This window comes from Desulfuromonas svalbardensis (genome assembly GCF_055389415.1).
This window is the reverse complement of record NZ_AP042416.1, coordinates 2,261,645-2,285,511: the sequence shown is the minus strand read 5'-3', so window position 1 is coordinate 2,285,511 and position 23,867 is coordinate 2,261,645. Positions and strand designations below refer to the sequence as shown.

General features: G+C 44.8%; 22 protein-coding genes. 16 read left to right on the top strand and 6 right to left on the bottom strand.

All coding sequences use genetic code 11. The annotated features are described in order from the left end of the window. Window positions 1-61 precede the first annotated feature (61 nt). Entirely contained in the window at window positions 62-232 is a 171-nt protein-coding gene (locus ACZ5KY_RS10280; protein ID WP_464243808.1) for a hypothetical protein, read from the top strand. Between the two features lie 63 nt (window positions 233-295). Here the strand turns inward: ACZ5KY_RS10280 and ACZ5KY_RS10275 are convergent, their stop codons facing one another. Genes ACZ5KY_RS10275 through ACZ5KY_RS10255 form a run of 5 tightly spaced genes read right to left on the bottom strand, consistent with a single transcriptional unit; the run spans window position 296 to window position 6,394 of the window. Beyond that, complete coding sequence (locus ACZ5KY_RS10275) at window positions 296-739, bottom strand: pilus assembly FimT family protein (RefSeq protein WP_464243807.1); 444 nt, start codon at window positions 737-739, stop codon at window positions 296-298. Between the two features lie 43 nt (window positions 740-782). Next, complete coding sequence (locus tag ACZ5KY_RS10270; RefSeq protein WP_464243806.1) at window positions 783-4,538, bottom strand: pilus assembly protein; 3,756 nt, start codon at window positions 4,536-4,538, stop codon at window positions 783-785. 33 nt (window positions 4,539-4,571) lie between these two features. Then, a complete protein-coding gene (locus tag ACZ5KY_RS10265) occupies window positions 4,572-5,099 on the bottom strand; it encodes a pilus assembly PilX family protein (RefSeq protein ID WP_464243805.1) in 528 nt (175 codons plus the stop codon). 13 nt (window positions 5,100-5,112) lie between these two features. Next, window positions 5,113-5,955: a PilW family protein gene (locus ACZ5KY_RS10260; protein ID WP_464243804.1), complete on the bottom strand. Its 843-nt coding sequence runs from the start codon at window positions 5,953-5,955 to the stop codon at window positions 5,113-5,115. Window positions 5,956-5,974: 19 nt separating this feature from the next. Continuing rightward, window positions 5,975-6,394, bottom strand: coding sequence for a type IV pilus modification PilV family protein (locus ACZ5KY_RS10255; protein ID WP_464243803.1), 420 nt, complete (start codon window positions 6,392-6,394; stop codon window positions 5,975-5,977). Window positions 6,395-7,092: 698 nt separating this feature from the next. Between ACZ5KY_RS10255 and ACZ5KY_RS10250 the strand changes: the two genes are divergently transcribed. The 14 genes from ACZ5KY_RS10250 to ACZ5KY_RS10185 all read left to right on the top strand — a co-directional run bounded on the left by ACZ5KY_RS10250 (window position 7,093) and on the right by ACZ5KY_RS10185 (window position 20,793). After that, window positions 7,093-8,040: a transposase gene (locus ACZ5KY_RS10250; RefSeq protein ID WP_464243802.1), complete on the top strand. Its 948-nt coding sequence runs from the start codon at window positions 7,093-7,095 to the stop codon at window positions 8,038-8,040. 317 nt (window positions 8,041-8,357) lie between these two features. Further along, window positions 8,358-9,431 carry an Ig-like domain-containing domain gene (locus tag ACZ5KY_RS10245; RefSeq protein WP_464243801.1) on the top strand — a complete coding sequence of 358 codons (1,074 nt, stop codon included), beginning with the start codon at window positions 8,358-8,360 and terminating at the stop codon, window positions 9,429-9,431. A 144-nt stretch (window positions 9,432-9,575) separates the two neighbouring features. Then, window positions 9,576-10,163, top strand: a complete 588-nt coding sequence (locus ACZ5KY_RS10240) for a sulfite exporter TauE/SafE family protein (RefSeq protein ID WP_464243800.1) — start codon at window positions 9,576-9,578, stop codon at window positions 10,161-10,163. Then, window positions 10,081-10,419 (top strand): TSUP family transporter, encoded by a 339-nt coding sequence (locus tag ACZ5KY_RS10235; protein ID WP_464243799.1) that lies wholly within the window; start codon window positions 10,081-10,083, stop codon window positions 10,417-10,419. Before ACZ5KY_RS10240 ends, ACZ5KY_RS10235 begins: the two co-directional genes overlap by 83 nt. A 395-nt stretch (window positions 10,420-10,814) precedes the next feature. Next, entirely contained in the window at window positions 10,815-11,810 is a 996-nt protein-coding gene (locus ACZ5KY_RS10230) for a YhdH/YhfP family quinone oxidoreductase (protein WP_464243798.1), read from the top strand. An 89-nt stretch (window positions 11,811-11,899) separates the two neighbouring features. Beyond that, window positions 11,900-13,588, top strand: a complete 1,689-nt coding sequence (locus ACZ5KY_RS10225; protein ID WP_464243797.1) for a PAS domain S-box protein — start codon at window positions 11,900-11,902, stop codon at window positions 13,586-13,588. Between the two features lie 26 nt (window positions 13,589-13,614). Further along, window positions 13,615-15,030, top strand: a complete 1,416-nt coding sequence (locus ACZ5KY_RS10220; protein ID WP_464243796.1) for a flavocytochrome c — start codon at window positions 13,615-13,617, stop codon at window positions 15,028-15,030. 353 nt (window positions 15,031-15,383) lie between these two features. Then, window positions 15,384-16,916 (top strand): flavocytochrome c, encoded by a 1,533-nt coding sequence (locus ACZ5KY_RS10215; RefSeq protein WP_464243795.1) that lies wholly within the window; start codon window positions 15,384-15,386, stop codon window positions 16,914-16,916. 28 nt (window positions 16,917-16,944) lie between these two features. Further along, window positions 16,945-17,334, top strand: coding sequence for a cytochrome c3 family protein (locus tag ACZ5KY_RS10210; protein ID WP_464243794.1), 390 nt, complete (start codon window positions 16,945-16,947; stop codon window positions 17,332-17,334). 72 nt (window positions 17,335-17,406) lie between these two features. Next, window positions 17,407-17,580, top strand: coding sequence for a Sec-independent protein translocase subunit TatA/TatB (locus tag ACZ5KY_RS10205; RefSeq protein WP_464243793.1), 174 nt, complete (start codon window positions 17,407-17,409; stop codon window positions 17,578-17,580). A 30-nt stretch (window positions 17,581-17,610) separates the two neighbouring features. After that, window positions 17,611-17,856, top strand: a complete 246-nt coding sequence (locus ACZ5KY_RS10200) for a twin-arginine translocase TatA/TatE family subunit (protein WP_464243792.1) — start codon at window positions 17,611-17,613, stop codon at window positions 17,854-17,856. Beyond that, on the top strand, window positions 17,846-18,592 hold the full coding sequence (gene tatC, locus ACZ5KY_RS10195; RefSeq protein ID WP_464243791.1) for a twin-arginine translocase subunit TatC: 747 nt from the start codon (window positions 17,846-17,848) through the stop codon (window positions 18,590-18,592). Before ACZ5KY_RS10200 ends, tatC begins: the two co-directional genes overlap by 11 nt. Before the next feature lie 437 nt (window positions 18,593-19,029). Then, a complete protein-coding gene (locus ACZ5KY_RS10190) occupies window positions 19,030-20,379 on the top strand; it encodes a DUF1015 domain-containing protein (protein ID WP_464243790.1) in 1,350 nt (449 codons plus the stop codon). Between the two features lie 21 nt (window positions 20,380-20,400). Further along, entirely contained in the window at window positions 20,401-20,793 is a 393-nt protein-coding gene (locus tag ACZ5KY_RS10185; protein WP_464243789.1) for a YkgJ family cysteine cluster protein, read from the top strand. Here ACZ5KY_RS10185 and acnA read toward each other — a convergent pair whose 3' ends face one another. Continuing rightward, window positions 20,794-23,442 (bottom strand): aconitate hydratase AcnA, encoded by a 2,649-nt coding sequence (acnA, locus tag ACZ5KY_RS10180; RefSeq protein WP_464243788.1) that lies wholly within the window; start codon window positions 23,440-23,442, stop codon window positions 20,794-20,796. A 109-nt stretch (window positions 23,443-23,551) separates the two neighbouring features. On the opposite strand from acnA, the gene ACZ5KY_RS10175 reads away from it, so the two are divergent. Beyond that, the gene (locus ACZ5KY_RS10175) at window positions 23,552-23,842 is read left to right on the top strand and encodes a J domain-containing protein (protein WP_464243787.1); all 291 of its coding nucleotides are present in this window, start codon (window positions 23,552-23,554) and stop codon (window positions 23,840-23,842) included. Window positions 23,843-23,867 lie beyond the last annotated feature (25 nt).

Here is a 23,867-nt window from a genome sequence, read left to right as displayed (position 1 = left end):
TGGATATTTAACTAACTTATTTTACAGTAGGGATTATTTTAGTTGACGTTGGTCATATAGAATGGCCCCTAGGCTTTCCAAAAAATTTGGTGAAGCCGTACAGCAAGCCATCGGTCAGCCTCCACAGATGCCAGCATCGTTAGAAGGGATTGAACAACGTGAACGACGCTGCGATCTCATCGATGCCGATACGGAACAGATTAAAGCCTACCTTGTAGAGCGAGCACACTAACAAACCAAACAAAAATGCCCTCAACTGATGTTGAGGGCATTTTTGTTTCAAAACATCTATCGGTTACAAACGTGCAAGACCTGTCGCAGTAGAATCGATTCGTACAACAAGGTCATCACGACCATTAACACGAACATATATCTCAGTATCACACGACCCCTGTGGACGAAATTTCACAACAAATGTTCCACCAGTTTTCCACGCTACGCCAACACCATCACTATCGCGTGCTTCAATTGGTGATGTAACTGGAAACGATTTCCCTTCTAAAGAGTACGAAGTTGAGTAACGCTGATTGCCGATATCAATTGTTACGCTTCGTTCCCGACTATCAGCAACGGCTTGACTTCGTGCATGACGCAAAACAGACAAAACATTACGAGCAACCTCTTTGTGTTGTATACTCTCTCGCCAACCGCGTGTTGCTGGAATAGCAATCGCCATTAAAACACCCATAATACTGATGACAATAACGAGTTCAATAAGGGTAAACCCCTGTTTATTCATGTAGTGTTCCTTCTGTATATACCTATTACACACAACCCAATTATCACCACTTCATCCAGTACACTGGAAACACGGGATCAATTGTCTGAACAGCCCCAGAATTAAAGAAACCGCCACCACGACCAACCATGATTGACACTGCCCCCGTATTGTTGACGATAATCAAAGGTTCTGACGATATTCCATCACCAACGTTGATATAACGATCGGGCCTTTCGAGGACTTCGACATCTCCATTTTCATCAGTTGTGTCGTTTCCATCATACAGGTTAAAAACGGCCTCCCCAGTCTGTGCATTAACAGCGTAGAGTCTAGCCGGACCAAGAGCTCCAAGACACGGATCATAATCATCACTTAGCTCATCAATAACAGCAGGTGTATAGGTTGAAAAAAGAAGAATATTGCTAAATACCTTAGGCACAGCAAGCACTTTTTCCCCCGCGTGCTCATCAAACTTTATATACCAACCATAATAGGTTGTATCTCCAACCGTGTAAGGAGGAGTCAATTTACTTAAAGTATTGTCTAGAACTGCTTGGGCAGGGTTATTTTGCAACAAGTTCTCTGTAACATCAACCAAGTTAGTTTCATTAAGGGTACTACTGTAATTCCACAAGTCATCACCACCTTGTCGATCTCTGACCACATAAAAGCGATCAACAACGGCAGTATTGAGTGGATGTTCGCGATCACCAGTACCGAAATAAATAAAGGTATCTTCGCCACTAATTGTCGCGGTAGGTTTATAAAATGACTTACGGCCGACATCCAACTGACCATCGACATTAGCGTTAAAAATACGAGTTGCTGTCCAATTAGATTCAACTCTATCTTCAATATTAAAACGCCACAATTGACCACCCGTATCACCGATATAAATATGGTCAGTAAAACCATCGCTATCGCGATCGACAACTAAAGGATCACTGGGCACGCTAAAAGTCATATTATTAGAATCAACAACTGGATGCCCCCAAAGGATTGAACCAGAGCCGGTAAAAGAGAGCTCTCCTGTCGATGGCAAAGAGGCAACCTCAACAACAAACAGCCCACGCCCACGTGGAGAGTATGGGGCCCCATCACCTTCACTGGTAACAGCATCAGCACCAGATTCAGCGTTCGAAGTAATTGTCGACGAACTTGTGGTCGTTGGGAATGTTTGGGTTGCACCAAAACGCAGATCTTCGTTGGTATCATATCCCGCACCCAATACAGCGACGATCTTAGTAACAGGATCATCATCTGTTCCTGAGCGTATTTTTGTCAAACGCGGCAAGCTCCATGTTTGGCCTAATTCATCCGCATCTGTGGTTTCACTATTAATCTGCCATAAAAAAGTAGGGACTTCTGGATCAGTCACATCCAAAGCAAAATATGACCCATATGAAGGAGAAGGAGATAGTGCTGAATCTGCAATTGTGCTAAGACCGCCCCCTCTCCTCATGCCACAAATCAATATCGCTTTATCGTCCGCATCACTTGAATCTGAAGGTAAAATTGTTCCGTCACCATCTTTATCGTAAACATAGATGACAGGTGCATTATCAACAAAATAGACATGCTGATCGGTGCCATGAATATACTTTAAGTTTGGCAACAGATCAGGAGGAATAAAGGACCACGCCTCTTCTCCTGTCGCATCATTAAAAGCATGCAGCATACCGTCGTTACTACCAACAAAAATATAGGCTTTATTGATTTCAGGATCAGCTTCATTCGCATCAGTAACTTCATAATGACTATAGTTCAACACCACAGGTTTAGAGTGCATAATGTCACCGAGTATCCAACGACGTTTAGCCGATGTATCTGTGGAAAAATCGGCATAAGAATCATAACCGCTAATATATTTGATAAGATTATCGCGCTCATCTTCATCTACATCCAATACCGCTGAAGTCGACTCAGAAAAGCTTATTAAAGGATAACCTTCGTCTACTTCACCTTCGTCTACTTCGTCTTCTGCACCCAACCAAGTATAGATTTTACGATCAGAGATATCCCTCTCAAGGAGCTTTTCACCAACGCCCCCTAAATTAACCTCGCCACCGTCCATTGAGGTCTCCCAGTACGATCGCACGGTTGGGTTACCATCTTTATCAACCAAAAAATAACCATCCAACTGACGATTAGTTGTGTCATCAGGATAAACATATGTGGCATTAATAACTGTGTCGTTAATATCAAACCCTTTTATTCTACTGTCATACCCTAATCCAAATTTTTTAAGGTTTCCATACCAAGGCTCATCGTTCATCGGTTTAAAGAACCCCAGATAAATTCGTTGTCCACTGTACGCTCGATTATCAGGACTTGCAGGAACAACAGGAGCAACAAAAGAGGAATTTTCCTGTAAAATGCCGCCAACAATATCGATCAATGCTTCAATCAACTCTTGATTGTTTTTGATATTATAATACTTACCGTTGCCATGAAACTCATCGGTAGCAAACTCAAGTCGCTGCACATAGGGTGTCATTAATTGAATAATATGGGTATTAACTTTAGATTGATAACCATCGATTTCCAAATCAAGACTGTCATACATCAGCTTAGAAACATCATCGACAAGACCTAAATTACCATCACCATCGACATCACCAACCTTAGTTTGTGTTTGTGCGTTGTTGCCGGCACTACCCGTTGTCAATACAACCAGATGGTTTCCTTGACACCAATGTTCTATCGGTGTGGGATAGGAAACCTTATCACTTGAGATACCAGCAGAACTGCCAGACTCACCGATCCAATACAGATTAGCATCCCAGAAGGATTCATTTACTGGCTGTGTATTACCATTAACAAGGTCAGAAAGTTGATCTAATCCATCAATAAGTAGTTGATAATTGTCATCACCATTAATATCAAAAGGGCCTGCTTCAAGAACTGGCTCAATAATCGCTCCACCATGATTATTATCGCCAAATGTCATTAACCCCATGTTAGCTTTATCGCGTACTTGATCAAAAACAACCGTCTTCATCTGGTATTGAACCATCTCAAGGACAGTACCTAACGCCTCCCATGTGACATCACCATCATGCACAATTGTGCCAGAAACAGGACCATCGGGTAACACTTCAGGGTTCCAGTTAGGTTCTTCAGCACCAGGATCGCCAGCTATCTCAATGCACTTAAAATTCAGATCGTAACCACTAGGACTCACGACAACGCCCAATCGTAGATCTGGAGAGAGCGCCAACCAATCAGTCCTACTTATAGGATCTTGAGAATTGTTTAAATAATTCCTAAAATTTCCTGTGAAATAATTTTCCCATTGATTTTCATTATTCGGGCAATCACCCTGTGGGCCTAATGCCCCATACCAAAAGCCGTTTTGCTCCAAGGCGTAACGAGGATGGATCTCACCCGAAACATCATCATAACCATCACCGATAGCATAATCATCTTTATAACTACCATCAAAATCCTCTGGATCATATGAACCTTGCACATCAACAATTTTACTGCACTCTACCTCATCAACCGTAAATTTTGTCTCTTGATAATTTGTAATATTTGCATTAGCTACATTACGTAAATACACACGATCACTTTGAAAAATCTCAGCATCGTCATCCAATAAAGCCGAATAGTCTACAGTTGCGTCATAAGGCTCCTGACTTCCCAGTGCCTTCATTGCTCCGCTATTATCAATCAGAAACATGATATTAGGACGAACCCCCGAAGCATCTCCACTATAAACAGCAGCATCTCCTCCATAATAATCTGGATACGCACAGCAAGCTGTCGCACTTGCAAATACCAATAGAACAATTAAAGAATAATATTTATTCATTATCAAATCCCTTTTATCGATGCAATCGACTTTTTAAAATACATGCCCAGCGCGATTGACAAACAACTTTTCAATTCTCGCGCTACTTCGACCATGAGCTGTTGCCTCAACTTCAACTCGATAATATGCAGCACTACCTTCGGCATCTTCATGGTCACCAGTACGATAGATATTACCCTGATATGCATCAGTACTTGTTCCGCTCATCATCGCGGTAGGCATTGTTCCTGTGTATGCGGCGATATTATTACGACCATCACCCGCAAGAACTGCTCCATCGGGCATCGCCGCATTCAAAACCATATCAGCCGATAAATCGGTCGCAACGCGATCATTTAAGGCTTTTTGTGCCGCATACTCGACAGCCAATTCTGCAGCAACAAAGGCTTCACTTGCAACACGATGGTTCGATGTAATTTGCAACTCGGTATTTGTTGTATCGAGAGCCAATGCACCAAGCAAACTCATAATAACCAGCATAGACAAGGTCAAGATGAGCGCAACACCTCTCTCATTGTCTATGCACCGAATAATATATTTATATTCCTTAAAAGATTTCACTCTTAATTCCCCCCTACATGTTTCGTACTTTAGCGACAGTCTGAAGCTGCCTTACTTTATTTTTACCGATCCGATTATCTTCAGTTTTAGCCGAAACAACTATTTGAACAGATTGAATCTGATCTAAATCAGCAGAACTATCAGCACCAAAACTATCAAGATAGGTTAGCTCTACTTCTGTAATATTTGATGCAACAGTTGCAGCGGCTGCACCATTAATGCTGCGCTGCAATAACAACATAGCAGCATCATCACTTTCGGGATCATCAACCAGCTGATAAGCAATCAATACGGGGAAAGTAGTGTCTTCAGTCACTACCCGCAACAACATATCTCGCGAACTAATTGCCACTGCTGCACCTGCAACACTTACCGTCAGAGTATCACCTGCGACACCGGCTACTACAACTGTCACAGTACCAGCAACAGCAAGAGTAATAGGATTAACCACCATAATTTCGTCACCATCGATAAACCCAGCACCCATCTGAGCATCAACAGTAATATCACCTTGTCCACCGCCATTTATTGTTAACGTAGACATTGATCGAGCATAGGATCCTGTTGAAACTGGAGCATTAAAAGTGAATGGACCTCCTGTTGATAAAATTGCAGGAGCGCTAACGATCGCACCACTTACCGTTGGCACTAAAAATCCCGCCATGCGAATATCAATCACTAGATTATCGAGAGCAACACGTAAGTTCTGCTGCGCATCAACCACCTCTTCTGAAGTTAATGCGGTGTCCTGCGTGTTTAAATACAGACTATAAACAGACATCATCACAAGGCCCATAATGGCAGCCACCATCAACAATTCAATAAGGGTAAATCCTTTATCACCTAATCGTTTCATTCAATTTTCCCGTATAAACTTAAAAAGTACGTTTCATGGCAGTTTTAGTCAGCGTACGAGTATTGGAAGCCACCACAACTGAGATCTGAGATACACCTGCAATTGGTTGATTTGGCACAATAGTATAGGTAGCACTAAGAGTGCCTCCACCAGCAAGTTCCCATTGAGCGGGCGTATCAGGAAGCTGAAAATTTTCTGGCCACGCTACATCATTAACAGCCATACTAAGTAAAGGATCATCACCAGATCTCGCCCACAATTGTTCAATCAAGCCATCACTTAAATCTGTAACGGTAGTTAAAGAATGCGCTGTGGAATTACCTCGTATTGCTGTCACTTGCATGCCCGCTAATGCTAACAATCCAATAGCAAAAATCGTTAGAGCGATAAGTAATTCAATAAGGCTAAAGCCTTGGTTATTATCAAAATGAACTTTCATCGATACCCCATTATTGGGTTAGAGAATAAAAACCAATGTTAGTTATTATTTACATGCAATTTCCACACCACAGGAACTCAAAACGGCTTGTTTTCCTACCCCTGCTCAGAAGTGGAAATAATCACTTTAATTACAAGCGATTACGCTAATCAGGTTGTTGGAATAAATAGGCTCATTCAACACACAATAAGAAGCGCATCTTAACCACTCGAAAAAAAGTCGCCGCTCGACATTTTTGTCGAATGCCGGTAAAAAATGTCGAGTAGTCAAAATGACAAATCTTTATGATATATTGAATTAAGTAGTAAAGTTCCAACAATCACTCTAGATATATCTAAATATAATTTTAACAGCAAATGAGGAAATGTCGATGCGTACTAGAAGTTATAAGATACTATTTGTCATTGCATTGATCCTACCACCACTTTCTCTGTGGTTCAAACAATGATAAAGGCAACCCCAGAGAGGACGTTGGCAACCCAAGAGGGGACGTTGTTGACATGCTCAACTTACATAAACCCTCCATACCATCAACAAAAGGAGCCACCATGCCACGCCAACCAAGACTCGACAGCCCAGGGTTACTTCATCATGTTATTTTTCGAGGTATAGCAACCCCAGATGGGACGTTGTTGACACGCTCAACTTACTGCATTACAATACTCAAACCCTCCATACCATCAACAAAAGGAGCCACCATGCCACGCCAACCAAGACTCGACAGCCCAGGGTTACTGCATCATGTTATTTTTCGTGGTATTGAAAAGTTCTTGATTGTTAAAGATGATACCGATCGCCTTGATTTTGTTGCTCGGTTAAATCGGTTAGCGATTGAGTGCAGTATTGAGGTTTATGCATGGGCATTGATGGATAACCATGCTCACTTGTTGGTACGTAGTAATCATTATGGTTTGTCGCGTTTTATGCGGCGGCTATTAACGGGCCATGCGATTCGGTTTAATTTGCGTCACCATCGTCACGGCCATCTATTTCAGAACCGTTACAAGTCATTTGTATGTGATGATGAGTGTTATTTTTTGGAGTTAGTGCGCTATATCCACCTCAACCCTGTTAGGGCGGGAATTGTTGATGACATTGAAGCGCTAAACTCTTACCCGTGGTGTGGCCATGCGACGCTGGTTGAGGGCAACAAAAAGAGTTGGCAAGCGTGCGATGAGGTGCTGCTCCATTTTAGTAAGAAACGTAAGATAGCGATCAGAAAGTATCAACAGTTTATGATCGAAGGTTTAGATCAAGGAGAACGACCAGAGCTAGTTGGTGGTGGTTTGCGTCGCTCGCAGGGAGAACAAGCAGGCGGTAAAGATCAATCTGAACTTTTTGATAGTCGGATATTGGGAAATGGTGAATTTGTTGAGCAGGTTTTACGTCATCAGGATGAAGATTTAGCCCCCACCTCACCGCAGGAAAAACAACGGTTAGCGGATGAATATATTGAACTGATTTGTACTCAATATTCAATTACATCAGAGGAGTTATGTTCTGGGAGTAAGCGCCGCATTGTATCCATTGCACGTAGAGAGATCACCCAAAAGCTAGTACGGAGTCACGGGATGACGCCGACAACGGTGGCACGAATACTATGTGTTTCGACTTCGGCTATTTGTAAGATTTTGGAGCGGAACTAATGATACATTGATTTGGAAACAATCCTGTCCACTGTGTCAACAACGTCCCCTAGGCTTTCCCGGTATGAATTCGCGTACGAGGATCCGCTGGCCTATGATCCCATGCAGGAAGCTGTGTAAAATTATATCCGGACATGTGTTGCCAGATTAATTATGCCTGATATGATTAAGAAATATAAATATCAAGTTCTCCAACACACTACAATAATGACATCTAATCAATAATTAACATATAAATGAATATTAATTTGTTTTATTGTAGGTGGATTTCTATTTCAGGGACTCCACATTTTTTGCTTTCTCTTAAGGGGGTAAATGTGAAACGTTTAATTATTTTGGTGGCGTATTCTTTCTCTGTTTTGGCTTTATTCGCATGTGGTGGCGGAGGTGGAGGTGGCGATGATGCCATCGTTGTTCCACCAGTGAAGGTTGTTGACACAGTGGAGGTTGCTGACACAGTGGCCCCATATGTCCTCTCCACAATTCCGGAGTTTAACAACACGTCGGTGGCAATCAACCGCGCCATCACAGTCACGTTCAATGAGCCCATCGCACCTGCCACGATCACATTGTACTCCATCCTAGTGGACGATGAGTACGGGAATGCTATCGTCGGTGCTGTTGAATACGATGAATCTAGCCTAACCGCAACCTTTATCCCCGACTCCTACCTTGTTTTCGGGGATACATATGTTGCCACGGTCACCACTGATATTGAGGATTTATCGGGTAATACGCTGGTCGAAGATTATATTTGGCAATTCACCACCAGCGATGCGGATTTAATAGCCCCCGATGTCCTGAGCCACTATCCTGCTGTAAACGCAAACTCAGTCGCACTTAACACTGCTATTGCGGTCACATTCAATGAGCCGATTGATCCTTTCACGATCAACGCGCAGGCATTGACACTCAACGGGACAGCCCCGGTGGATGGAACCGTTACGTATGTTGGCACAACAGCCCTGTTCAAGCCAACCGCCAACCTCATGGCCGGTACTGTTTATACAGCCTCGGTGGCGGGAACCATCAAGGATTTGGCAGGGAACGATCTAGAAACAACGGTGGAATGGAAGTTTACAACAGGAAATCAAGCTGATGTGATAGGCCCGCTAGTACTGTCAGTTTCTCCCCCGAAGGGCGAAGACGATGTGCCGATCACTTCATTGATGCAAGTAAACTTCGATGAATCGATTACACCCTTCGAGTTTGGCCTCATTGACGGCATACCGGTCACCGTCACATTCAATAACGACTTTACTACCGCGACCCTAAAGCCAACCGCAGGGCTACGCTCCGGAGTGACCTATTCTGCGCTGATATACGTATCGGATATGGCAGGGATCTTGATGGATGGACCATTTGTCTGGGAATTCTCAATGGCCCCTTAGAGCGGTCATCCACCAAAACTTAGCAACTGTTTTAGGTGAACGCTACTTTTTGTTTTGCGCCAATAACCCTGACCGGTCAGAGTTATTGACTTGACCGGTCGAGTGTTACTTCAGGCATTCCTCTTCTCGAATTAGAGAGGAGGAATGCCTAGTAAACACATCACTCAAAGACAGGAAACAATAAAAGGGATCAGATCATCGGTTGGCTTATATTTGCGGCAAAGTAAGCTTCGCGAATTCATTGTTGACCTGAAGGAAAATAAGAAAATGACCGAGGGATTGCTGCTTTGCTTGCTGACACTTGTTGCATCTGGAATCGGTACGGCAACAGGATTCGGCACATCAACAATCATGATGCCTGTGCTGGCACTATTTGTACCGATTCCTATAGCATTACTTTTCGTTGGCATTATCCACCTGTGTGGTGATGTGTGGAAAGTCATTTTATTCAAAACGGGATTTGACTGGAAGCTTATTCTTGGGTTCGGCCTTTCCGGCATTATCGCCAGCTTCCTTGGTGCGTCACTCTCGCTCCAGGTCTCAGGCCTACCTTTCCCAAAAATTCTTGGTGTATTCTTGATTCTTTACGTCATGTTTCTTTTTCTGAGGCACGATTGGTCCCTGCCAAAGACCCAGGGCACCACCGTCTGTGGGGGGGGTGCTTTCCGGTTTGTTCGCAGGTTTCTTTGGTGTAGGCGGAGCGGTTCGAGGTGCTTTTCTTGCCGCATTTAATCTTCCGAAAGAAGTCTATGTTTTCACATCCGGCTTGATCGCATTATTCATCGATGTCACCCGTGTATCACGCTACGCTTGGGGAGGCACACGAATGGAAACTGACTTGCTGTATGCTTTGATTGTGTGTGTTCCCATATCTTTTGTGGGGGCGTATTTGGCAAAAAAGTTTTTGAGCAGAATGCCCCAGAAATTTTTCCGTGTGTTTGTGGGGTTCTTTCTTGCCCTAGTCGGAGTAATGTTGCTGGTACAGTGATAAAATAGAAAAAATGCCTCCCAGTCAGTTGATCGGAACGGTTAGTCCTGCGGCCTATCAGCCCTTCACTTCTAATGTTAGATTTCAGAAATAAGGAGTTAAGGGATCATGTCTACCGTTGGCCAACCTCAGCCTCTACCTTAAATCAACACACTTATAAAAACACATAACTTATCAATATTACACATTAGTATACTAAACAATACTACCATACTTAATTGTAGGTACTTACTTTTTTAAAACTATTATGCAAAGCTATCATATCAATCAAGAATTCATATGAATTTGTTACTGTGCAGCAAAAACAATGGTTCAAATAACTTTAGTTGCCAAACACAGATTACCTTTTACACTTAATTAGACAATTAACCAACATCAACACCAAGGAGACAATGATGAGTCCCACGTTATTTAAAGCGATGATTGTTGAACAACCTGAACCGAAGAAATTTACTCGTACCATTGGCGAAAAAGCGATTGCTGACCTTCCTGAAGGCGATCTCCTGGTTAAGGTGCATTACTCATCGTTGAACTTTAAGGATGCCCTGTCCGCTACGGGAAACCCAGGGGTTACGCGCAAATTCCCCCATACACCCGGTATTGATGCTGCGGGTGAAGTGGTTCAATGTGACAGTGATGCTTTTGCCATTGGCGACAAGGTGATTGTCACCAGTTATGACCTCGGTATGGGCACCTCAGGTGGCTACGGTGAATATATTCGCGTACCTTCTAAGTGGGCGCTCAAACTTCCTGAAGGTTTATCGCTACGCGAGAGTATGATCTACGGTACGGCTGGTTTTACGGCGGCACTTTCAGTGTTACGCTTGGAACAAGGCGGCGTTAAGCCCAGTGATGGCGATGTGCTTGTCATTGGTGCAACGGGCGGGGTTGGTAGCATCGCGGTGTCGATCCTAGCGCAAGCCGGCTACCGCGTTGTAGCGGCGACTGGTAAGCCTGAGCAGGCTCAGTTCCTCACTGACTTAGGCGCAGCTGAGGTCATCAGCCGCGATGAGTTGATGAAGGGGGCTGATCGGCCGATGATGAAAGAGCGTTGGGCTGGTGTTGTCGATGTTGCCGGTGGTGAGCCTCTGGCAGCGGCGATTAAGTCAACCCGCTATGGTGGTGTTGTAACCTGCTGTGGCTTGGTGGCTTCGATGGAGTTGAACCTCAACGTGTTCCCATTCATCTTGCGTGGTGTCAGCCTCATTGGTATCGACTCGGCGGAATGCCCGATGAGCTACCGTATTCAAACATGGGCACGATTAGCGAGTGACTGGAAACTGAAGAACTTGGAAGAAACCGTTACCGAAGTGTCACTGGATGAGCTTGAAGATAAGATTAGTGCGATCCTCAAAGGAAAACTCAGCGGTCGCACCTTGGTAAAAATTTAACACGATACGACTAACGAGGGTGCAGTTCGCTGCACCCTCAGCTAACAATCAGCTAAAGAAAGTTACATTCATCCTACTTGGACAAATATATGATGATTGATGACATTCTCGAACAACTTGATGATCAGTTAGATAATTATCTAGAGTTGTGGACCCACCATTTGCAACAGTCCAGCTATTATGAGTCGATCTTTGTTGGTCACAGCGATTCGAGACAGGCCTTTCACACCCTTCTCGCTACACTGAAACCGCTTGAGTCACTCGATAGGTCACCAACACATCAACGGACCAGTCAAACTGAATTTTTTGTCACGTTAGCGCACCAGCAAAGAGCAAGCGGAATGACCACCGAGATGTGTATCATCTGCTTTAAGGCGATGCGTCTGGCCATTGAAGACCTCATTGAAGCGGTGATCATTGCCGACCACATCAAGTTTAAAGCATTGCGACTGCTTCAACGCCAAACTGACAGGATTGAGACAGCAATCGTTGGCAAAGAATGCCATGACGATATAGATCAACAGACACGAGACCTTCAACGGGTTAACCGCCAATTAACACGTGAAAAAAACACCTACGAAAGTATTTTTTCCGCGACATCGAATCTTGTTTTAGTAACAGATAATGCAGGAATAATTATCGAGGCCAACCCGGAAGCCTTAGTGTTTTTCTCTGGCCAGCAACTTATTGGCCAGTTTTGCGGCAACATTCTTGATCTGCCAAGTGACACCCTTGATGAACTGCTACAGCAAATCACCCCAAATCAGGTGCATGAGATAACTCTTACCCGCGATCATTTTTCGCAAGTTTTCAATTTACAAGCCCTGCCTTTATCCAAGAATCCGCTATCAAATCAAGGGATCATGCTACTGCTTAACGACATCACCTGCATGGTTGATCACCGTCAAGCAATGGAACGGCGCGTGAGCGAACGAACACGTGCGCTTGCCAATTCGGAAAAAATGCTTGATGCGATCTTTCAGTCCGTTGGTAAAGGAATTTTACTTATCGATAGCGATCGAGAGATTGTTAAGGCCAACCAGCAAGCGAGTGTAATCTTTGGCATCCCCCTTGAAATTTTGATTGGCACGACGTTTAGCTCCTTGACGGATGATGCAGGATGCAACAAACTTGCTGCATTAAGGGAGAACCTCATTGAGGGTCAACGTCGCCATGTTGAGGTGACCAGTGTGTATGTCGATGGAAAAACCTTCCCCTGCGAAATCACCATGACTCGAATGGACCTCGACAATCAAAAATTTTGGCCAGTGATCGTTCGCGACACCAGCGAACAATTGGCCCTTGAATCAACACTACGTGATGAGAAACTCCAGACCGAAGAGATGAATGTTACCTTGCGTAATGTGCTTAAGAGTATTGAGAGTGACCGTCAACAGTTCGAACAAAATTTAACGCACAGAATTCGTACAGGGTTATTACCCGGACTCGAAAAGGTTCGTCACGAAAAAGATGACCAGGTTAACACCATCTACCTTGATCTCATCAAGGCGCAATTAATTGCATTAACAACCGACTTTGAGACAGAACTGGATGCCGACTTACTTAAATTAAGTAAAGGTGAGTTAAAAATTTGTCGCTTCATCAAAGCTGGTTTAACAGGTAAAGAGATTTGTGATGCGATGAATCTTTCATTCGAAACGATTCAAACTCATCGTAAAAACATCCGTAAAAAACTCTGCTTGCGCGGTAAAGATGTCAATCTGCATACATTTTTAATCAACCGCAATTGCGACCTTGGCGCTACAGACGGCAACTAAAATGATTTTCCAGAATGGATTCTATTATGACGACTAACAACCCCCGTTGGGACGAAGAATATGACGTTGTGATTATTGGCTCTGGCTTTGCTGGTTTATCCGCAGCAATTGAAGCACAGCAAGCGGGCGCCAAAACGATTGTGCTGGAAAAAATGCGCATACCGGGCGGAAACTCGGCAATTAGCGGTGGTTTACTGGCGGTCGCAAATTCAGAGTTGCAACGCAAAGAGGGGATTACCGATTCTGCCGAACAAATGCTCGAAGATATGATGCAAGCGGGTATGCAGCTTAACCACAAAGAGCTCGCACGCATGGTTGCTGAACAATCAGCGGCAGTTCTAAACTGGACGATAGACACCCTTGGGGTGAAATATAAAGAATCCCTCAATCACCTTGGTGGCCACTGCGTCCCGCGTACCTATATCACCGACACCAGTACCGGCTCTGGCATTATTCAGCCCTTGCTAGCTAAGTGCCGCGAACTTGAAATACCCGTACAGATGCAAACCCTGCTCAACCAACTTCTTACTGATAGAACAGGTCGAATTGACGGAGTTGAGGTACGCTGTGATTACGTTTTTCCGCAACAAGACTCTGGTCAGTTAAAACGGATCCGCGCCCGCAAAGCAGTGGTTATGGCTACGGGTGGTTTCGGCCGCGATATCAATTTTCGCATGACCCAAGATCCACGTTTAAACGAAAGTATCGACAGTACGAACCAGATGGGTGCTACAGCTGAAGGCTTACTCTCAGCATTACGGGTTGGCGCGACTCCTATTCACTTATCGTGGATTCAACTTGGGCCATGGGCATCATTCCACGAGAAGGGTTGGGGGGTAGGCTCCATGTTCACCCTGCTTGCTGGTTTTCCATATGGAATTATGGTGGATGCCAACACAGGAAAACGCTTTGTCAACGAACTCTCTGATCGTAAATTACGCACCGATGCCATGCTGTATCACGATCGCATTCCTGTTGCCATTGTTGATAGCCTTGGCGTGATAAAAGCCACAACTCTCGATAAATGTCTTAAGCAGGGAGTGGTCAAAGAGTTTTCCTCTATCGAAGAGTTAGCCGCAGCGGACAATATTCCTCTGCCAGCGCTACGCGAAACACTGGAGCGTTACCACTTATCGCTAGCTCGTGGCCGCGATGGTGAATTCGGTAAACAACTGAGCAATGACCTCAAACCCATTGAAAACCCACCGTTCTACTCGATCCGTCTGCTACCAAAAGTGCACCACTGCATGGGTGGCGTACAAATCAACGAGCAGGCTCAAGTATTGTCAATCAGCAACCAACAACCGATCCCCGGCCTCTATGCTGCGGGTGAAATCACTGGCGGAATTCATGGTGCGAGCCGTCTCGGCAGTAATGCGATTGTCGACTGCTTAGTGTTTGGCCGCATTGCTGGCCAACACGCTGCAGCGGAACAACCATAATTACATCAAATACCAATAAGGTGCCGATTAAACCATCGCCCAACATGTTGGAACAAGTCAGCCCTCTCCTTTGATCACAAAATAAAACCTAGAAACAGTCACTTTCATTGATCGGGTAGTCGTTTTTACCCGATTAAACCCCGATACCTGCCCTAGCCTTCCCAGGCAAATCTGCTACGATTTATTCAACAATAAATTTGATAAATAACTGGTGCCCAGCTCAACATACAATTCACAAACGTATCACCGTTATGAAATCATTTTCCACACGAGGCCACACTTCAGGCGGATCGTCCTGAAATGGCGCTACCCACCCCAACAACGGGGTGACAACCACATTCTGGGAGGTTCGTATGAAAGAGAAAAAGAGCCAACAAGCAGATCGTCGCAAGTTTCTGGTCGGTATGGGTGTTGCTGGTGCAGCAGTCACGTTAGCTGGCCCTGCTATGGCCATAACATCATGTAAAAGTGATGTCCGCTGGGATCAGGAACATGAGTTGGTGATCATCGGTTCCGGTTTTGCCGGACTAGCCGCTGCAATTCAGGCCAAGCGACTTGGTGCCAAAGATGTTGTCATTTATGACAAAATGCCAGTATTCGGTGGCAACTCTGCTTTTAACGGTGGTCTGTTCGCAGTTCCTGGTTCGCCGCTGCAGAAAAAAGAAGGTGTTAAAGACTCACCGGCTCAGATGGTCGCCGATCAGGCCAAAGCAGGCCGTGGTGTGGCAGACAAGGTGCTGCTGGAGCATGTTGCCAAGCATGCTGGCGAAGCCTTCCAGATTACCCTGGATGCCGGTTCCGAATATTTCCCCTACCTGCAGCAACTTGGTGGTCACTCGGCACCGAGAACCTATCAGACTACTGTCGCCTGTGGCGCTGGGATTACCCAACCGCTGGTTCGAGAATGCCAGAGACTTGGCGTGCGCATGGTCAACCGCGCTAAATTTGACAGCTTGATTTTTGACGACAAAGGCAAAGTTGTCGGTGCCAAAATTCTTAAAGGACACTACGTCGGTCGCGGCAAAGAGGGCTCACCAATCAATGTCCGTTCCGCACGCGGTGTGTTGGTCGCTACTGGCGGTTTCGCCCTTAATGTCGGTTTGCGCAGTGCTCAGGATCCAACCCTGACCGCAGAAGTCGGTTCGACGAACGTTGCGGGCGCCGCCACCGGTGAAGCACTACTGGAACTGTTTGATGTCGGTGCGGTGCCAGTACATATGGCCCACATCCAGACCGGTCCCTGGGCCTCCGCTGATGAGGACGGCTTCGGTTACGTCTCCAACTACTCGATCTATAACTTCGCTCACTCGATTTCGGTCTACCCGAAAACCGGCATGCGTTTTATGAACGAGATAGCTGACCGCAAAACCCGTTCCGACGCCCAGTTGACCTGTCGCGACGATAACGGCAAGCCGCTGCCACCGGTTACCATCACCAGCTATGAGCACGCCAAGGCACACCCAAGCATGAAGAAGGTTCTCAAGTACGGTGTTGGCTGGAAGTTCGATACCGTGGAAGAGCTGGCCAAGCACTTCAATATCCCGCTCAAGGCGTTGAAGAAGCAGATCGCTGAATATAATAGCTATGTCAAGTCCGGTGTTGACGAGCAGTTCGGCAAGCCGATGGGCAAGGCCAAGGGCAAGTACCTCAAGGCTCCTTTTGTCACCGTTCGCAACTGGCCAAAAGTTCACTACTGCCAAGGTGGCGCCAAGATCAATGTCAATGCGGAAGTTATCGATTCAACCACTTGGAAACCGATCCCCGGTCTGTTCGCAGCCGGCGAAGTTGCTGGTGGTATGCACGGTGTCAGCCGCCTCGGTAGCTGTTCGATCCCTGACTGCATGGTCATGGGGATGACCGCCGCCAAAACCATGATGAAAGCCTAATGACCTCAGATAATAATAAGGAGACGTTATGAAAGTATATGCAAAAGTGATGATGTTCACAGTGCTGGTCTTATTTATCGCTAGTACCAGCATAGCAGGCGAAACCCTAAAGCAGTTTAAGGATATTAAGGGTCGCTCGTTCCACGCTGATTTTTACGATGGCAAATCGTGCGATGCATGCCATAGCAACAAAAAACCATTGAACTTTCCAGCAGACGATGCCTGCTTGGAATGCCACGATCTCGACGACTTAGCTGAAGCAACAGCGCGGCCAGCCGATGAGACATGGCAAAACCCGCACAACAATATGCACTACGGCAAAGACACTCCATGCATGGAGTGTCATGCTGAGCATGAATCAAGTAAACCGATGTGCGCTGGCTGTCACAGCTTTAAATACCCAAAATATAAGCACTAAAACTGTTTGAAAACGGCCCAGCATTTTCGCTGGGCCGCTACCAACAAACTCATCACTGAAAGGGACAACATTATGTTCGGATTAGGCGGGCAAGAACTATTAATCATCCTCGCAATTGTTACCGTTTTATTTGGCGCAAAAAAACTTCCTCAACTTGGCAGTTCATTGGCCAAAGGGATTACCAATTTCAAAAGTGGCATCAATGATGAAAAAAAAGAGAAAGAGCTTGATGCTCCTGAAGCGTAGTTGTCTCCATCATGAAAGAGGGGTAAGCATATGTTTGGAATAGGGATGCCAGAATTACTACTTGTTCTTGGCCTAGCATTGATTGTCATCGGCCCACAAAAAATGCCAGCGATTGCTAAGTCGCTAGGACGCGGTTTAAACGAATTCCGTCGTGCGACTCAAGAGATCAAAAACACCATTGATGTGAGCAGCTACATGGAACAATCTGACGAAACAGATTCAGCAGCAAAAACGGATTCGACATCACAATCATCGGTAAAAACAGATGTCAGTTGACCCCTTCCCATTTGGCAGCCACCTTGAAGAACTGCGTAAGCGGTTGGTGATCGCTTTCATCGCTTGGCTCGCTACGTTTTTTGGCTGTTACAGTCAATCAGAGACGTTGTTTAAGTATATTTCTCAACCAGTGCAGGCAGCTCTGCCAGCTGACAGCCATCTGGTATTTATCCATGCCACAGAACCGTTCTTTACCTACCTTAAGTTAAGTGCCGTAGCTGGATTAGTACTAGCGCTACCAATTATTTTATGGCAGTTGTGGTCCTTCACATCACCGGCACTCTACAAAGGTGAAAAAAAGTTAGCGCTGCCCTTTGTGATCGTCAGCTGTTTGTGTTTTGCCAGCGGCAGTTACTTCGGTTTCAACTGGGTTTTCCCGCAAATATTCACCTTTTTAATCACCTTTGGTACTGGATCCGCGGGAATGGGCGGCGAGATTAACGCCATGCTCTCCATGGCGGGCTACCTCGCTATGGCAACCCAATTATTGATGGCTTTTGGTCTGGTATTCGAGTTACCAATCGTCATCTTCTTTCTAGTACGCCTCGGCGTTGTTGACTATAAATGGTTAGTCAAGCAACGCAAATATGCATTGTTGGTCGGTTTTGTCATGGGAGCCATGCTCACACCACCCGATATTTTTTCACAAACGGCAATCGCTCTCCCTTTTATCGTCCTCTATGAGGTTGGCATACTTGTCGCGCGTTTATTTGCAAAAAAAACCGAGCAAGAATAATAGCCTGAATCGGAGTAAATAGATTTCACCATGAGATCGTTACTCTGTGTTCAAGTTCTATCAAAAGTCGCATAATTTAATAGATGATTCAGAACATTTCTCATCCCTATCAAAGAGTTGATCGACAACTACATACCGCTAAGGTAATAAAGTAAGAGCGTGCCCCTCCCCAAACAGGTCATTTGATTTACAAAAACCAAATTCACACTACACAACAGATTAAATATTCTGTATTGTAACGAGTTGATTGCCCTAAGGGAGCCACACAACTCTAACTCTTTATGTGCAGAGATTTATGACTTTCAACTCTTAAATCAAACATTACGCTGGCTACGGGTGGCCTATTCGTAACGTCTTTTATCGTACAAAGCGTATCAACACACGCCTAACATAATTTATTCCAAACATTCACATAGTCACGAAGGGAATCAACTCTCATGAATTTTGATCACATTGGTTTACAGGTGCCTCGCATTTTACTCCCGAAGCAAGGGACCGACATGCAATCTTGGTCGATTATTGCGTGTGATCAATACACGTCTGATCGTGAATACTGGCAGCGCCTTGAACAAAAAACATCAGGAGTGGCCTCGACGCTCAATCTTATTTTCCCTGAAGTAAACCTCGACGATGACGATTGCGAAGAACGCATTGCCGGTATCAATTCTGCCATGGAGAGTTATTTATCTGACGGTAGTCTTGTTGAGCAAGCACCAGCGTTCATTTTGCTAAACCGTAAAACGGCTGAGGTTGAATCTCGCAAGGGATTGATCGTTGCTCTTGATCTTGAAAAATATGACTACAATAAGGGGGCTAAAAGCCTTATTCGTGCAACAGAGGGAACCATTCTTGACCGCCTACCGCCTCGTATTAAGGTACGCAAGAATGCCCCGATTGAACTGCCGCACATTATGGTTCTTATTGATGACCCGAAAAAAACAGTCATCGAACCTCTATTTGATCAAACCCTTGAAACAGTCTACGACTTTGAATTGATGGAAAATGGCGGCCACCTCACAGGTTATCGCATTGATCAACCTGAGTTGATTAGCCAGATCACGACGGCCCTTGAAACATTAGCAGACAAGGAAAGTTATCAACAAAAATACAATGTTGATGAAGATGTCATGCTCTATGCAATGGGCGATGGCAACCACTCATTCGCAACAGCGAAAGCGATTTGGCAGCAATTAAAAGATGATGTCGATTCAGGTGAGATTACGTTGACGCACGACGAGTTAATGGCCCACCCTGCCCGCTTTGCTCTCGTTGAGCTGGTTAACGTTCACGATGAGGGATTGGAGTTTGAAGCGATCCATCGGGTAATGTTTTCTATTGAAGAGGACAACTTCCTCAACGAGATGAAGAATTACTTTTCAGCGCAAAACATGACGTTCAGCTTTACTGCTTACGCAAATTTAGCTGAGGCCGAGAAAAATATCACCATTAACGATGCACAGCACAGTTTCCCATGTACCATAGCTGGCAAGCATGGCGTCTGTTGTATTGATAAGCCAAAGTACACACTGGTTGTTGCCACGTTACAGGATTTCCTTGATCACTACCTTGAAAAACATAGCAGTAGTCGTATCGACTATATTCATGGCGATCAAAGCGTTACCGATCTTGGTGCGCAGAAAAACTGCGCAGGTTTTTATCTGCCGGCTATCTCAAAGCATGATCTATTTAAAACAATTGTGCTCGATGGAGCATTACCCCGCAAAACATTTTCAATGGGTGAAGCAGATGAGAAACGTTTCTATCTCGAATGTCGTCGCATAAAATAACACTTTAATCGGGTCACTATCATGGCAAAAAAACTTCCGCTCCATTCAGACATCGACGAAACAGCTACTTGGGCAAAATACTCCGCCAAGCTATGCCAGAGTTGCCACGCGACCTGCTGCACTCTACCTGTAGAGGTTCATCTAAGTGATTTAGTACGGATAGGTGTTGTCAGCGAATTTGAAATCAATGACCCGATTAAGAAGATTGCCAAGAGGCTTAAAAAGGATGGTATTATTGAGCACTTAAGCTACAAGAGTGAACTCTTTACATTAACTCGCATGGCCAACGACGACTGCGTATATCTCGACACACGCAGCCGCCGTTGCACCATTTACGAGTTGCGACCTAACACCTGTCGCAACCATCCACAAATTGGCCCGCTACCTGGATTTTGTCCCTATCAACCAAAATAATTATTTATCGGCCAATAATTGTTTTAAAACGTAGCGTAAGATTCCACCACTTCGATATGCCTTCAACTCCTCTTCGGTATCGAGGCGGCAGAGCAGATCGACCTGTTTCGATTCACCATTTGCAAAAATAATTTTCATCACGATTTGACATTTTGGCGTCAAGTTTTCCCCTAAACCATGAATAGAGATCGTTTCTTCGCCCGTCAATCCAAGCTTCTTGCGATTAACACCTGGCATAAATTGCAACGGCAACACCCCCATACCCAAAAGGTTTGAACGGTGAATGCGCTCAAAACTTTCTGTAATCACTGCTCGTACCCCCTGTAGCAATGTTCCCTTGGCGGCCCAATCACGGCTAGAACCCGTACCGTACTCTTTGCCGGCAACAATAACGAGCGGAACCTGGTGCTGCTGATAATGCATAGCAGCCGTATAGATCGGTTCGATTTCATTGCTCAGTAATTGCCGCGTATAACCACCAACAATTTCAGGTGTCATTTCATTTTGAATACGGATATTTGCAAAGGTACCCCGCATCATCACTTCATGGTTACCACGCCGGGATCCATAAGAGTTGAAATCTTGCTGAGAAATTTTAAGCTGCTGTAAGTAATCACCAGCGGGACTATTGGGAGCAATTGAGCCAGCTGGAGAGATGTGGTCTGTTGTAATCGAATCACCCAATAAAGCAAGAATCCGAGCATTAACCACATCATCCTGAACGTTTGGTTGGGTGAAAAAACTAGGCTGACGGATATAGGTCGAATCCACATCCCATGAATAGAGTTCAGTTTGTTCAACCTCAAGCTGTTGCCACAACGTATCGCCGGTAAACACGTCGGCATAACGGACTTTAAACATCTGGCGACTCACCTCAGCAACTGCGGCAGAGATTTCATCATTTGATGGCCACAAGTCACGCAGGTAGACGGATACACCATCCGCATCTGTTCCAAGTGGTTCACTATCGAGATTAATACGAACGGTACCTGCCAAAGCATAGGCGACAACAAGAGGCGGAGAGCCAAGCCAGCTCGACTTAACTTCAGGATGGATACGCCCTTCAAAATTCCGATTACCCGATAAAACCGCGCATACATTAAGATCACCCTGAGCAATGGCAGCCGAAACGGTTAGTGGCAATGGCCCAGAATTACCAATGCAGGTTGTACAACCATAACCCACTAAATTGAAACCAAGCAAATCAAGAAAAGGTTGAACTCCTGCCTTGGCAAGGTAATCGGTAACAACTTTTGAACCGGGGGCAAGAGATGTCTTAACCCACGGTTTTGTTGTCAATCCACGATTTACTGCATTTTTAGCGAGCAAACCAGCACAAAGCATCACCGCAGGATTTGATGTATTAGTACACGATGTAATGGCTGCGATAACCACATCACCATGATTAAGAAGTGGTCCATCCCCTTCTAATGCAATCCCCTCATCTCGTGTAGCTTCGGGTTGGCTATTAATTAATGCTTGGTCGAAGACCTGACAGCTATCAACCATATCGAGGCGATCTTGTGGTCGTTTTGGTCCAGCGATACTGGCAACCACCTGTGAAAGATCAACAACGACATGATCACTAAATTCAGGTGATAGGGTATGCGCATCCCGCCATAATCCTTGAGCGCGGCAATAAGCTTCGACAATCGCTATATGTTCTTCCGTACGACCACTGAGGTGAAGATAATCGAGAGTTCGCTGATCGACGGGAAAAAAACCACAGGTTGCGCCATACTCAGGAGCCATATTAGCAATCGTTGCCCGATCAGCAAGGGGTAAGCAGTCGAGACCAGAACCATAAAATTCTACAAACTTACCGACAACTCCGAGCTTACGTAAACGCTGGGTCACAGTAAGTACAAGATCTGTGGCGGTAATTCCCTCACCAAGCTTGCCATCCAAGCGTACACCCACAACATCAGGGATCAACATTGAGATGGGTTGACCTAACATTGCAGCTTCCGCTTCAATACCTCCAACGCCCCACCCAAGAACAGCAAGCCCATTGATCATCGTTGTATGGCTATCTGTGCCAACTAAGGTGTCTGGGGAAAGCAATGGCGTATCGCCTTGGTCATCAAGATGTACGACAGAGGCAAGGTATTCGAGGTTGACCTGATGGCAGATGCCAGTGCCTGGTGGCACGACTCTTAAATTTTCAAATGCATTTTTACCCCAATGTAAAAAACGATACCGTTCCTTATTACGTTCCATTTCAATTTGAACATTTCCATCAAAGGATTGCTCTTGAGCAAAACTTTCAACAGTGACAGAATGATCAATGACTAAATCAACAGGAATAAGTGGGTTAATGATGGAGGGATCACCACCTGCACTCGCAACGGCATCGCGCATAGCAGCTAAATCGACGAGTGCTGGCACTCCGGTAAAATCTTGCATGAGAACCCGAGTCGGTCGCCACGAAATCTCTTGATTTTCTTGCTGCGGTTGCCAATTCATCAACGGTTCAATCTCTTGCTTAGTCGTTGAAAAACGTAATGAATTTTCGAGTAAAACCTTGATAGAAATTGGTAAACAAGAAATATCAACCGAAAAATAATTCGCAGCTTTTGTTAAACTGTAATATAAATAATTTTTACCCTGAACACACAAACTTGAAGGCTTAACAACACGTTCAGACATAATATCTCCCATTACAATGATGTAGACGCTTAACTCGAAAACGACAACCAAATCAATATTATTAAGACTATGTCATATAAAATGAAAATCAAATATAATTAGGTGATTCATGACGTATAAAGAACTAGAAAAGGCATTGCAACTATTCGACATTGCAACACGCGCAAGCCTTACCGAGATTAAAGCAAAACACAAATTATTAGTAAAAAAATATCATCCTGACAAGGGCTGTAATGATCCTGAAAAAATCCAACAGATCAATGCGGCATATCAGGTTTTACTGACGTATTGTTCTAATTACCGTTTTTCATTTGACCGTAATGAGTTTATGGAACAGTGCCCTGAAGAGCGTTTGCGTGACCAATTCTCAAATGATTCCTTCTGGGGAAAAGAAAAATAAAATTCTGATCGAGATTAGCTGTGGA